Source organism: Streptomyces sp. NPDC048419 (genome assembly GCF_043200415.1).
GTDB lineage: Bacteria > Actinomycetota > Actinomycetes > Streptomycetales > Streptomycetaceae > Streptomyces.
Genome location: NZ_JBICXT010000008.1, coordinates 206,586 through 218,847, shown reverse-complemented (window position 1 = coordinate 218,847; position 12,262 = coordinate 206,586). Strand labels below are relative to the sequence as shown.

Below are 12,262 nucleotides of genomic sequence, written 5' to 3'. Positions count from 1 at the left end.
GAGCACCATGACCGGCACACCCGGACCAGTCGGTCCGCCCGGCCCGAGCCGGCGCCGCCTGCTGAGGACCGCGCTCGCCTCCGGGGCGGCGGTCCTGGGCGCCGGCGCGCTCGGCGGCTGCGGGTCCGCGCAGGCCGCCGACGCCTCGACCGTCCGTCTGTGGGACCTGTTCAGCGGGGCCGACGGCGGCCTGCTCAACGACATGGTGCGCGCCGCGGGCCCCGACATGCCGGGCACGCACATCGAGCGCACCGTCCTGGAGTGGGGGACGCCCTACTACACCAAGCTCGCCATGGCCTCCGTCGGCGGACGCGGCCCCGACGTCGCCGTCTCGCACATGTCCCGGCTCGCCGGCTACGCGCCCAGCGGGCTGCTCGACCCCTGGGACCTCGACCAGCTCGCCGAATACGGCGTGCACCGCGACGACTTCACCGACGCCGTGTGGTCGCGCACCCAGTACCGCGGACACACCTACGCCGTCCCGCTGGACACCCACCCCTTCATCGTCTTCTTCCACCCCGAACCGGCCGCCAAGGCAGGCCTGCTCACCAAAGACGGGACGCTCGACGCGGAGGCGTTCTCCTCACCCGACCGCTTCCTGGCGGCCGGCAGGGAGCTCGCCAGGGCCTCCGGCAAGCAGGGCATCGCCTTCGGCTACGTCACCGACACCGCCCAGGGCTGGCGGTTGTTCTACGGCCTCTACAAGCAGACCGGCGGGGCCTTCGAGCTGCCCGAGGGCGGTCCGGCCAAGGTCGACGTCGACCGTATGGCCGAGGTCATCGCCTTCATGGCCAAGCTGGTCGACGGCAAGGTCAACCCGGGTCACCTCGACTACCCCGCGGCCATCGCCGCCTTCTCCAACCGGCAGACCGCGATGATCCTTTCCGGCGAGTGGGAGCTCGGCACGTTCCGCGCCGCCGACGCGAAGGTGAACGCGGCCCCGTTCCCGACCGTGTTCGGCACCCCCGCGATCTACGCCGACTCGCACTCCTTCGTACTGCCCCACCACCCGAACCCCGACCCCGAGCGCCGCCATCGCACCCACCGTGCCGTCGCCGCCCTGCTCAAGGCCGGCCAGATCTGGGCCACCGCGGGCCACATCCCCGCCTACGGACCCGTCACCCGCACCGCCGCCTACCACCGGCTCAAGCCCCAGTCCCACTACGCCCAGGCCCAGGACCACGTCGTCCTCGACCCGGCGGTGTGGTTCGCCGGCGCCGGCTCCGACTTCCAGAACGCCATGTCCCAGGTCCTGCAGCAGGCCCTCCTCGACGGCCTCGCCCCCGACCGCGCGGCACGCGCGATGGTGCGGCGCCTGAACTCCTTCCTCTCCAAGCCCAGCCCGGCCTGACCGACCGCGCACACCTCGCCCAGGAGCACAACGATGTCCTCTCCGCATGCCGCGCCCCGCCCCGGGGCCACGTCCGTGCGCCGAGCGGTCCCGCCCGGCCTGCTGTTCGCGCTGCCCTTCCTCGTCCTGTTCGCCCTCTTCATGCTCTGGCCGCTGGCCCAGGGGCTGTGGATGAGCCTGACGGACACCTCGCTGTCCGCCCACGCCCCGGGCTTCATCGGCGTCGGCAACTTCACCGAGGCGTTCAAGGACGCCGAGATGTGGCGCTCGCTCGGCCACACCGTCGTCTTCACCCTCATCTCGACCGTGCCGCTGGTCCTGGTCGCGCTGGTGCTGGCCCTCCTGGTGCACACCGGCCTGCCCGGCCAATGGGTGTGGCGGTTGGCCTACTTCGCCCCGTACCTGCTGCCCGTAGGCGTCGTCAGCCTGCTGTGGATGTGGCTGTACCAGCCCGACCTCGGCCTCTACAACCACCTCCTCGACGTGCTGGGACTTGACCAAGTGGCCTGGCTCAGCGACGAGTCGGTGGCCATTTGGGCCATCGCCCTGACCACGCTGTGGTGGACGGTCGGCTTCAACTTCCTGCTCTACCTGGCCGCGTTGCAGGCCGTCCCGGACCACCTCTACGAGGCCGCCGCCATCGACGGCGCCGGTGCCTGGCGGCGGCTGTGGTCGATCACCCTGCCGCAGCTCTCCCGCATCACCGTCGTGATCACCGTGCTGCAGATCCTGGCCTCCTTGAAGGTCTTCGACCAGATCTACCTGCTCACCAAGGGCGGCCCGAACGGCTCCACCCGCCCGGTCGTCGAGTACATCTACGACGTCGGCTTCACCGGCTACCGGCTCGGTTACGCCTCCGCGATCAGCTACATCTTCTTCGCCCTCGTGCTGATCGCCTCCGCCCTCCAGTACGCCGCCCTCCGCCGCCGGGAGAAGTGACATGACCTCCACCGAGCTGCCCGTCCGCACCGGCCCGACCAAGCAAGCAGCGGGTCCCGTACGGGAGTTGAGAGTCACCCGCCGAGCCAGGTCCGGGCGTACGAACCTGACCCTGGGCGAGAGCCGGCTCAGCCGCGTGCTCGCACTCGCCGCCCTGGCCGTGCTGGCGGCGGTGTGGCTGCTGCCGATGTCGTGGGCCCTGCTGACCGCGTTCAAGTCGGAGGCCGACGCCAGCGATCCGGCGCACTGGTTCTGGCCCCGGCACGGCTTCACCCTGCACGGCTTCAGCACCGTGTGGGAGCGCGGCGACCTGCCGCTGTGGATGCTCAACAGCCTGCTCATCTCGGCCGCCGTCACGGTGATCACCGTGCTGGTCTCCGCGATGGCGGGGTACGCCTTCTCCCGCACCCGATTCCCCGGACGCCGCTCGCTGTTCGTGCTCACCGTGGCGGCCGTGCTGGTGCCGCCGCAGGTGCTGATCGTGCCCTGGTTCCAGCAGATGCTCACCCTGCACCTGCTCGACACCTACGCGGCGGTGATCCTGCCGCAGACCGTGGCGCCCGTGATGGTGTTCATCCTGAAGAAGCACTTCGACTCGCTGCCCCACGAGTTGGAGGAGGCGGCCCGCATCGACGGTGCGGGGCACTGGCGGATCTTCTGGTCCGTGCTGCTCCCGCTGTCCCGTCCGATGCTCGCGGCCGTGGCGATCTTCGTGTTCATCGGCGCCTGGAACAACTTCCTCTGGCCGTTCGTGTCGACGTCCGACCCCGACCTGATGACCCTGCCGGTCGGCATCACCTCGGTGAAGGACGCCTACGGCATCCAGTACGCCCAGACGATGGCCTCCGCCGTCCTGGCGGCGCTGCCGCTCGTCGTGGTCTTCGTGTTCTTCCAGCGACACATCGTCAAGTCCGTGGCCACAACGGGTCTGGGCGGTCAGTGAGGACGCTGGGACATGGTCGAACCGTGCTCGCGACTACATCGATGTAAAGGAGCCGTCCATGCGCGTACGACCGCGCATCACCCCCCTCACGGCAGTCCTCGCCCTACTGGCCGTGCTGCTCGGACTCGTCGGCGTCTCACCGGCCGCGGCCGGACCGGCGGTGCCCACGGCCGCGGCGAGACCCGCGAAGTCCGCGGAGGCGACGGGCACGTTCCGCAACCCGCTCAACACCGGTCCGGATCCGTTCATGACGTACTGGAACGGGAACTACTACCTCACCACCACTCAGGGCGACAGCATCCGCATGTGGCGCTCGCCCTCGCTCGGCACCCTGCTGACCGCCGACCCCGTCACCGTGTGGACGGACACCGACGCCTCCCGCAACCAGCACATCTGGGCCCCGGAGTTCTACCGCTTCGGCAACCGGTGGTACCTCTACTACACGGCCGACGACGGCACCGACGACCACCACCGCGTCTACGTCCTGGAGTCCGACCGCGACGACCCGGCCGGCCCCTACCACTTCAAGGCGAAGCCGGCCCCGCCCAACCACGCCTCCGACTTCGCGATCGACCCGGGCATCCTGCAACACGACGGCCGCCTGTACCTCGCCTACGCCGGCATCAACCAGTACCAGCACAACGGCATCAACATCGCCCCGATGTCCAACCCCTACACGGTCTCCGGCGACGCCGTCGCCATCAACGCCGCGGGCGGCTGCGACGAGGTGCGCGAGGGCCCGGAATTCCTGAGCCGCAACGGCCGTACCTGGATGACGTATTCGACCTGCGACACCGGCAAGCCCGACTACCAGGTCTGGATGATGTCCCTGGCGAACGGCGCCGACCCGCTGGTGCCCGCCAACTGGCAGCAGCACTCCGGCCCGGTCTTCTCCCGAGCGGACGACCACGGCGTCTACGGCCCCGGCCACCACGCCTTCTTCCGCTCGCCGGACGGCACCGAGGACTGGATCGTCTACCACGCCAAGTCGACCTCGGCGTACACCTACACCGACCGCACCACCCGCGCCCAGAAGATCACCTGGAACGCGGACGGCAGCCCCGACCTCGGTCGGCCGTCGGCCATGGGCGCGACCCAGGACCTGCCCTCGGGCGACCCCGGCTCGGGCACCTACTGGATCAACGACGACGGACGCTCCAGCGGTGACGGCACCCTGAGCTACACCGGCACCTGGAACTCCGGCACCGGCTGCGGCACCCAGTGCTTCTGGGGCGACGACCACTGGATCGACCAGGCGGACTCCACCGCGACCTTCACCTTCACCGGAACCCGCATCGCCCTGCTCTCCGTCCGCGACACCGGCAACGGCATCGCCGCCCTCAGCGTCGACGGCGGCACCGAACAGCGCGCCGACTTCTACGGCGCGATCCGCACGGGGGAGACCGTGCAGTACATCAGCCCGAAGCTGCCGTACGGCCGCCACACCCTGCGGGTGCGGGTGACCGGCGAGCACAACACCTCGTCGCAGGCGGCGTTCGTGAGCGTGGACCGGGCGGAGGTCTACACGAAGTGACCCGATGAGCGCGAGGGGGAGGCCGCCCGGCGGCCCTCCCCCTCGCGCGTGCCATCCACGTCAGTGCAGGCGCAGGGCCTCGCGGATCGTCGTGAACAGGTCGGTCTGGTTGGTGATGCCGAGGACGCGGTACGCCAGCGGGCCCTGGGCCGCGATGCGGACCTCGGTGCCCGTGTGCTCCTGGGACTGGCCGGGGGTGTTGGTCGAGTAGTTGACCTTCAGCTGCTGGCCCTCGTCGGTGACGAGCGTCGAGGAGAGGCCGGGCGGGGTCGCCTCCAGCGGGACGATCTGGCTGGTGTGACCGTGGTCGGCGGTGGTGACCACGAGGGTGTCCGGGTGCTTGGCCGCGTAGTCGCGGGCGACCTTCACCGCGCGGTCGAAGGCGGCGGTCTCGCCGATCTGGCCGCAGGGGTCGGCAGCGTGGTCCTGCTTGTCGATGGAGGCGCCCTCGATCTGCAGGAAGAAGCCCTGCTTGAAGTGCTTGGCCTGCTGCTTGGCCTCCAGCAGCTGGATCGCCTTCGTGGCGGAGTCCGCGAGGCTCGGCGTCGTCGACGGCCGGTTCGGGTTGGAGGTGACGCATCGCTGCGCGTCGGTGCCGCCGACCGCGGCCGCCTTGCCGGTCCACTCGACGGGCACGTTGCCGGAGGCGAACAGGCCCAGCACCGGCTTGCCGGACTTCACGCTCTTCAGGCCCGCGCTGTCGGTGACTACCTGGTAGCCGAGCTTCTGCGCCTGCTGGGAGACGGTCAGGCCCTTGTACGCGCCGTCCGTGACCTTCTGGTCGAAGCGCTGCTTGCCGCCGCCGAGGAGGACGTCGACCTTGTGGTTCACGGACTGCTCGGCGATCGAGCCGGGCCCGCCGGCCGCGATGGTGTCGGTGGGGCAGTTCGCCATGTCGGCCGGGCCCTGGCAGCCACGGTCCGTGACGTGCGAGGCGAGCACGGCCGGGGTGGCGTCGGTGAGCTCGGAGGTCGTCACGCTGCCGGTGGCGTAGCCGTTCTTCTGCGCCATCTCCAGGATGGTGCGTACGGACTTGTCGCTGCCCGGGGTCTTGGAGATACGGCCGTTGACCGTCTTCACGCCGGTGGCCCAGCCGGTGCCGCTGGCGGCGGAGTCGGTGACGTAGTCCGGCGTGCCGTCCTTGTGTACCGCGTACGTCGTGTACGCGCCGGTGAGCGGGAATCTGTCCATGTTCAGGCGGCCGTTCGCGCCGACCGTGTAGTCACGGGCGAGGGTGATCTCCGAGTCGCCCATGCCGTCACCGATGAGCAGGATGACGTTCTTCGCCTTCCCGCTCTGGATCGCGTTCTTGGCCTGCTGCGCGCCGTCGAAGGCACCGGCGACGGTCGTGACGGCCACGGCCGCGGAGGTCGCCGCGACGACGGCGGTGGCGATCGTGAGGTGACGGCGGGTGAGTCTGGACATGGATGAGGCTCCTTGAAGCGTCCGGTGTCCCGCATACGCATGCGGTGACCAACGACCGCCACATCACCAGGCACCGGCAAAGGGAAGGTAAACGAATGGTCTGGCGCATGTATCCAGGACATGACACGCATGGGGTTCCCGTGGGGCTCTGGTGGGGTGACCGGCCCCCGGGCCGCCCGGTGTGAGGTTTCCGCAGTTCAGGGCCGTGCTAACGGTGATGACAACGGTCACCGATGCAGCCTTTGGTGATTGCCCTCACCGTGCGTTTGACTTCAGGTCCGGGCAGCGGATGCGAGGGGGAAGGCGTACGTCATGGACGATCACGATCACGGGCATGCCCACGGTGGCGGTGGGCACGCCGGGCACTCCCACGGCGTCTCGGCGGATGCCGACCGCCGCTGGCTGGCGATCGCCCTCACCCTGATCACGGTGTTCATGGCGGCCGAGGTGGTCGTCGGCATCATCGCGAGTTCCCTGGCCCTGATCTCGGACGCGGCGCACATGCTCACCGACGCCGCCTCGATCGTGCTCGCGCTGATCGCGATGCGGCTCGCGGCCCGCCCGGCCCGCGGCGGCTTCACCTACGGCCTCAAACGGGCGGAGATCCTCTCCGCCCAGGCCAACGGCCTGACCCTGCTGCTCCTCGGCGCCTGGCTGGCGTACGAGGCGGTGCGCCGCCTGGTCAGCCCGCCGGAGGTCGAGGGCGGTCTGATGCTGGCCACCGCGCTCGTCGGCATCGTCGTCAATGTCGTGGCCGCCTGGTGCATCTCCAAGGCCAACCGGACCTCGCTGAACGTCGAGGGTGCCTATCAGCACATCCTGAACGACCTGTTCGCCTTCATCGGCACCGCGATCGCGGCGCTGATCGTGGTGCTGACCGGGTTCGCCCGCGCCGACGCCATCGCCACCCTCGTGGTGGTCGCCCTGATGTTCAAGGCCGGCTACGGGCTGGTGCGCGACTCCGGACGGATCTTCCTGGAAGCCGCGCCGGTCGGCTTCGACCCGGACGCGATCGGCGACGAACTGGCGTCCCAGCCGCAGGTGGTGGAGATCCACGACCTGCACGTGTGGACCATCACCTCCGGCGAGCCCGCCCTGTCCGCCCACGTCCTGGTCGAACCGGGCGGCGACTGCCACGCCGTGCGCCGCCACCTCCAGCAGCTCCTGCGCGCCAAGCACGACATCGGCCACGCCACCCTCCAGGTCGACCACCTGGGCGAAGACAGCGGTGTCGACGAACTGCTCCAGATCACCACCCCGTCCGCCGAACCGGCGGAACACTGCGACGACGCCCACGGCCCGATCCACCGACCAGGCCCGCACGAGCACTAGCCGTTCGCCGTCCGGTGAGCGGGGCCCCAGGGTCTCGGCGCCTTCCAGCGGCGGCGACCGCATCACCCTCGTCGTCACCTCGGTGCCCGGCGCGCACGAGCGTAAGAGTCCCGCACTGTCGCTGGGAGCGCGCCGGGGAGGCGGTGACGCCCGCCATGTCCGCACCGCGCGGCAGTGGGTGCGAGGCTCTCCAGGGATCGGAACCTCCTAGCAGCGGCGACCGCATGACTACGGTGGTCATCTCGCCTTCCGCGGTGCCCGGCGTGCATGCACGTCGCGTCCCGCACTGCCGCTGGGAGCGTGGGGGCGTGCCGTGCGGAGAGCGGTGGTGCCGGCTATTTCCGCACGGCGCGGTAGCGGGTGCGAGGCTCTCCGGGGCAAGGAGCCTTCCGGCGGCCGCGACCGCATCACCCTCGTCGTCTCCTCGGCCGCCGCGATGCCTGGCGTACACGAGTGTCCGGTTCCGTACTCCCGCCAGGGGTGCGGCCGCGCGGGCGATCACGCAGACCCCCGCGAGGGCCTCGGCCCGCCTCCGGCGGAGCCCTCCGGCAGCAGCGCTCCCAGCGCCATCCTCGTCAACTCGGCCTCCACAGCGTCCCGTTCCGGCACGACGGCCGCTCGGAAGGAGCGACCGGCCAGCAGCGAGACCAGCCACCACGCGGCCGTCTCCGGATCGACGTCGTCCCGGATCTCTCCGGCCGACTGTCCGCGCCGCAGCAGCTCGGCGAGTGCCGTGCCGAAGTGCTGGTGGACCTGGCGCAGGGCGCCGCCGAGGTCCGGGTCGTGGGCCAGAGCGGCGGCGTCGGCGAACAGGAAGCCGTGCGAGCCGGGTTGATGGAAGTGGTCCATGTGCGCCGGGTCGAGGAAGGTCGCCAGTACCTCGGGGACCGGCCGGCCCGCATCCGCGGCCTGGTGCAACAGGGCGGACACGCTGTCCGTGACGTGGTCCAGGGCCGCCCGGTAGAGCGCCGCCTTGGAACCGAAGTTCTGGAAGACCACCGGTTCGCTGACGCCGATCCGCTTCGCGATGTCGGAGACCTTGCCGCGCTGGTAGCCGGTCTCGGAGAAGACCTCCGTCGCGGCGGCGAGGATCGACGCACGCCGTTCGGCGGCGGGCAGGCGGGTCCGCGTACGCGCGCGGGGGCGGGACTCGGTCACGACGCCGATCCTATGCCGCCCTTGCCGTATTTCTTAGTCGCGACTAAGTTGGAGTCAGTACTTAGTCGTGACTAAGTTATGGAGGAGGGCCATGTCTCTCGGACGCCTCATGCAGGGCAAGCCACGCTCGGACACCCCCGGCGTGACCATCGCAACCCCCCGTGCCTACGAGCTCTGCGGCGACGTCTGCTTCGTCGGCCGTCGCAACCGTGCCTTCACCCGCCTCGCCGTACTCAGCGGCGCCGAGCCGGGCGACCGCGTCCTGGACGTGGGCTGTGGCACCGGCTATCTGACCCGGCGCATGGCCGAGCGGGTCGGCCCGGACGGCGAGGTGACGGGAGTGGACCCCTCGCCTCCCGTCCTGGAATACGGCCGCCGCAAGACCCCGCGCCCCGGCAGCGCCCCGGTCGTCTACCGCGAGGGGATCGCCGAGGCCCTCGATCTTCCGGACGCCTCCTGCGACACGGTGGTCACCAGCCTGATGCTGCACCACCTCCCGGAAGACCTCCGCCCCGCGGCGCTGCACGAGATGTACCGCGTCGTGCGCCCCGGTGGGCGCCTGCTCGTCGTTGAATTCCGGCCACCCAGGAGCCGGCTCGGCCGTCACCTCGTGCACGGCGGAACGGCCCACGCCATGGCGCACAACCGCGTGGACCTCCTTGAGGGGTTCATCGCGGACGCCGGTTTCGAAGTGCGCGGACGCGGGGATGTGCGGCCCTGGCTGTACTACGTGCAGGCCACGCGGACGCGTTGGCCGGCGCCGTCGGAAAGCGACACTCACCGCGTGATCAATGACAGGTTCCGGACAAAGAGTTGACCAAGTTTCAGATGTTTCCCGTCTACTCGTGATCGGGTCTCCCGCAACGGTTGTATCCACACCCGTTCGGGAGGATCTGGTGCCAGAACAAACCCGCAGAAGACGGTGGCTCACAATCTGTGCCATCACCGCCACCGCCGGGCTCGTCGCGATACCCACGAGCGCGGCGTCCGGTGGCCGGCACACGAGCCCCTTCGGGGCACGCGCGCAGGCTCAACTCGCCGCCGAACGCGAGCACTCGGCAGGCGACGTCACTTCCGACGCAAAGGCGAAGGCAGACGAAGGAGGCGACGACGGAGGCGAGGCCGACGAGATAGCCGAGGGTGCGGACCAGTACGCGGAGGCCCGCACCGCGCCGGGCGTCGTCGCACCGGGCGCGTACGGCGCCGCCTGGCAGAGCCTGAGCAAGCTGCCGAGCACCGGCGGCCATTGGCAGAACATCACCGACCTGCCCTACAACTCCGACGATCCGCGCTACCGCGACATCGACTCCAACTCGAGCGGCGGCGCGGGCAATGTCACCGGCCGTATGGCCGCGATGGCCGCGGACGACGACGGCTACGTGTACGCGGGCAGCGCCGGCGGTGGTGTGTGGCGCTCGCGTTCCGGCGGCGGTCACTGGCAGCCCATCAGCGACAGCCTGTCCTCGCAGGCGACCGGCGCACTCGCGGTCGACGGTGGCGGACGCCTGTGGCTGGGCACCGGTGAGGCGAACACCAACGCGGACGCCTACCTCGGCAGCGGCGTGTACGTGCTGGCCGGCCCCCATCACGGCGCGTTCTCCTCGCGCAGCCGGGTCGGCGGCGACCAGCTGGAGAGCACCACCATCCGCCAGCTGCGGTTCGGCGGCGGCAAGGTGTGGGCGGCGACCAGCGAAGGCGTGTGGAGCCACTCCACGAAGAAGCTCAGCGGTGCCTGGAAGCTGGAGTTCGCACCCAACCCCGACTATCTGCCGGGTGGTTCGAAGGCGAAGGACGCTTCCGCGGCGTACAAGAACATCACCAACGACATCGCCTTCGACCCCAAGGACCCCTCGAAGGTGGTTCTCGCGGTCGGCTGGCGCAGCGGAGACGACTACAACGGCTTCTACACGAAGACCGGCGGCAGCTGGCAGCGGATCAGCAGCGGCTTCGGCGACATGCCGACCGACCCGGACAACGTCGGCACGGTCACCTTCGCCCACTCCGCCGGCGGTTCGCGCTTCTACGCCATCGACCAGTCGCCGGAGCAGCTGGCGACCAACCCGGACAGCAACCTGGAAGGCGTCTACAGCGCCGCGTCGCCGTTCGGGCCGTGGAAGAAGGTCGCCGACTACAAGCAGTTGGCGGCCGACGGATCCGCGCTGACGGACGCCGGCTACATGCCGGGCGTGCAGGCCTGGTACAACCAGTTCCTGACCGTCGACCCGGCCAACCCCAAGCATGTGTACCTGGGGCTGGAGGAGGTCTTCGAGTCCAAGGACGGCGGCGCCGACTGGTCAGCCGTGGGCCCGTACTGGAACTTCCCGTTCCCCTGCTGGAGCATCGACCCGAGCAAGCAGACCGGTGACTGCAGCCAGACCACGCACCCCGATCAGCACGGCGTGGCGATCGGCCGCTACCACGGCAGGAGCTTCGTCTACGTCGGCAACGACGGCGGCGCCTACAGACGCCCGGTCAACGGCTCCCAGGACTCCTCCGGCCACGCCACCGACTGGGCCTCGCTCAACGACGGCTCCATCGACACCCTCCAGTACTACTCGGTGGGCATCGGCAAGGACCTCGACCACCATGGCGTCTCCGTCACCGGCGGTCTGCAGGACAACGGCCAGTCGATGCTGCGCAGCAACGACAAGGTGATGGGCTCCAACTTCGGTGGTGACGGCGGCGACACCCTCGCCGACCCGGCCAACGGCTGCAACATTGCCCAGGAGTACGTCTACCTCTCGGTCCAGGTGACCCAGAACTGCGCCGTCAACGACGGCAGTTGGGTCAACGACCCGAGCAAGGCGACCTCGTACAACGTCGCCCCGGCCGACAACGCCACCGGTGAGGCCCGCTTCATCGCCCCGCTCGCGGCCGACCTGAAGAACAGCTCGGCCTGGGTCGCGGGCGGCCGCCATGTGTGGGTCCAGTCCCACGGCTACGCCATCCGCAGCGGCAGCGAGTGGAAGAGCGTGTACGACCTCGGCGCCGGGCGTACCGCGACCGCCGTCGCGGCCTCGGGCGGCAAGGTCTACGCGGCCTGGTGCGGGCCCTGCAACGAGGAGGGCTTCGCGCGCGGCATCTCCGTCGGCAACGCGGACGGGACCGGCTGGCACGACATCAGCCTGCCCGTGGACGGGAACGTGCCGAACCGCTACCTCAGCGGCTTCGCCATCGACCCGAAGAACGCCGACCACGTCTTCCTCGCGGTCAACGGCTTCTCGCGGCACTGGACCGAGGGCCCCGGGGCCGGCCTCGGCCACGTCTTCGAGTCCACCGACGGCGGCACCACCTGGAAGGACATCTCGGCGAACCTGCCCGACGTGCCGACCAACTCCGCGGTCGTCACGGCGAACGGCGGCCTCGCCGTCGGCACCGACCTCGGCGTCGTCTACCGCGCGCCGGGTCAGGCCAAGTGGCAGCGCCTCGGCTCCCTCCCGGCCGTCGCCGTGCTCCAGCTGAAGCTGGGCCCGGACGGAAGCACCCTGTACGCGGCCTCGCACGGCCGTGGCATCTACACGCTCAGGGTGCGTGACCACGGCTGACGCACCACCGATGGACGAGGGGTGATCCCGGCTTC

General features: G+C 70.1%; 9 protein-coding genes. 7 read left to right on the top strand and 2 right to left on the bottom strand.

Annotation, left to right across the window (positions count from 1 at the left end; translation table 11 throughout):
• Positions 1-7 precede the first annotated feature (7 nt).
• From ACGFYN_RS19375 to ACGFYN_RS19360, 4 genes are read left to right on the top strand one after another with little or no spacing between them, the layout of a single operon-like run.
• Positions 8-1,351, top strand: a complete 1,344-nt coding sequence (locus tag ACGFYN_RS19375) for an ABC transporter substrate-binding protein (RefSeq protein ID WP_393867035.1) — start codon at positions 8-10, stop codon at positions 1,349-1,351.
• A gap of 33 nt (positions 1,352-1,384) precedes the next feature.
• Positions 1,385-2,290 (top strand): carbohydrate ABC transporter permease, encoded by a 906-nt coding sequence (locus tag ACGFYN_RS19370; protein ID WP_393867034.1) that lies wholly within the window; start codon positions 1,385-1,387, stop codon positions 2,288-2,290.
• 1 nt (position 2,291) lies between these two features.
• Entirely contained in the window at positions 2,292-3,233 is a 942-nt protein-coding gene (locus ACGFYN_RS19365) for a carbohydrate ABC transporter permease (protein WP_393867033.1), read from the top strand.
• A gap of 58 nt (positions 3,234-3,291) precedes the next feature.
• A complete protein-coding gene (locus ACGFYN_RS19360; protein ID WP_393867032.1) occupies positions 3,292-4,767 on the top strand; it encodes a glycoside hydrolase family 43 protein in 1,476 nt (491 codons plus the stop codon).
• Positions 4,768-4,827: 60 nt separating this feature from the next.
• Here the strand turns inward: ACGFYN_RS19360 and ACGFYN_RS19355 are convergent, their stop codons facing one another.
• Complete coding sequence (locus tag ACGFYN_RS19355; RefSeq protein ID WP_393867031.1) at positions 4,828-6,192, bottom strand: alkaline phosphatase; 1,365 nt, start codon at positions 6,190-6,192, stop codon at positions 4,828-4,830.
• A 312-nt stretch (positions 6,193-6,504) separates the two neighbouring features.
• Between ACGFYN_RS19355 and ACGFYN_RS19350 the strand changes: the two genes are divergently transcribed.
• Positions 6,505-7,524: a cation diffusion facilitator family transporter gene (locus ACGFYN_RS19350; protein WP_393867030.1), complete on the top strand. Its 1,020-nt coding sequence runs from the start codon at positions 6,505-6,507 to the stop codon at positions 7,522-7,524.
• A gap of 498 nt (positions 7,525-8,022) precedes the next feature.
• On the opposite strand, the gene ACGFYN_RS19345 is transcribed toward ACGFYN_RS19350, so the two are convergent.
• Positions 8,023-8,682 carry a TetR/AcrR family transcriptional regulator gene (locus ACGFYN_RS19345; protein ID WP_393867029.1) on the bottom strand — a complete coding sequence of 220 codons (660 nt, stop codon included), beginning with the start codon at positions 8,680-8,682 and terminating at the stop codon, positions 8,023-8,025.
• A gap of 91 nt (positions 8,683-8,773) precedes the next feature.
• On the opposite strand from ACGFYN_RS19345, the gene ACGFYN_RS19340 reads away from it, so the two are divergent.
• Both ACGFYN_RS19340 and ACGFYN_RS19335 read left to right on the top strand, forming a co-directional pair.
• Positions 8,774-9,499 carry a class I SAM-dependent methyltransferase gene (locus tag ACGFYN_RS19340; RefSeq protein WP_393867028.1) on the top strand — a complete coding sequence of 242 codons (726 nt, stop codon included), beginning with the start codon at positions 8,774-8,776 and terminating at the stop codon, positions 9,497-9,499.
• A gap of 79 nt (positions 9,500-9,578) precedes the next feature.
• The gene (locus tag ACGFYN_RS19335; protein WP_393867027.1) at positions 9,579-12,227 is read left to right on the top strand and encodes a glycosyl hydrolase; all 2,649 of its coding nucleotides are present in this window, start codon (positions 9,579-9,581) and stop codon (positions 12,225-12,227) included.
• Positions 12,228-12,262 lie beyond the last annotated feature (35 nt).

Excerpts from the sequence above, each read along its gene's own strand:
- ACGFYN_RS19375 (WP_393867035.1), top strand. The coding sequence starts at position 8 with ATGACCGGCACACCCGGACCAGTCGGTCCGCCCGGCCCGAGCCGGCGC.
- ACGFYN_RS19370 (WP_393867034.1), top strand. The coding sequence starts at position 1,385 with ATGTCCTCTCCGCATGCCGCGCCCCGCCCCGGGGCCACGTCCGTGCGC.
- ACGFYN_RS19365 (WP_393867033.1), top strand. The coding sequence starts at position 2,292 with ATGACCTCCACCGAGCTGCCCGTCCGCACCGGCCCGACCAAGCAAGCA.
- ACGFYN_RS19360 (WP_393867032.1), top strand. The coding sequence starts at position 3,292 with ATGCGCGTACGACCGCGCATCACCCCCCTCACGGCAGTCCTCGCCCTA.
- ACGFYN_RS19355 (WP_393867031.1), bottom strand. The coding sequence starts at position 6,192 with ATGTCCAGACTCACCCGCCGTCACCTCACGATCGCCACCGCCGTCGTC.
- ACGFYN_RS19350 (WP_393867030.1), top strand. The coding sequence starts at position 6,505 with ATGGACGATCACGATCACGGGCATGCCCACGGTGGCGGTGGGCACGCC.
- ACGFYN_RS19340 (WP_393867028.1), top strand. The coding sequence starts at position 8,774 with ATGTCTCTCGGACGCCTCATGCAGGGCAAGCCACGCTCGGACACCCCC.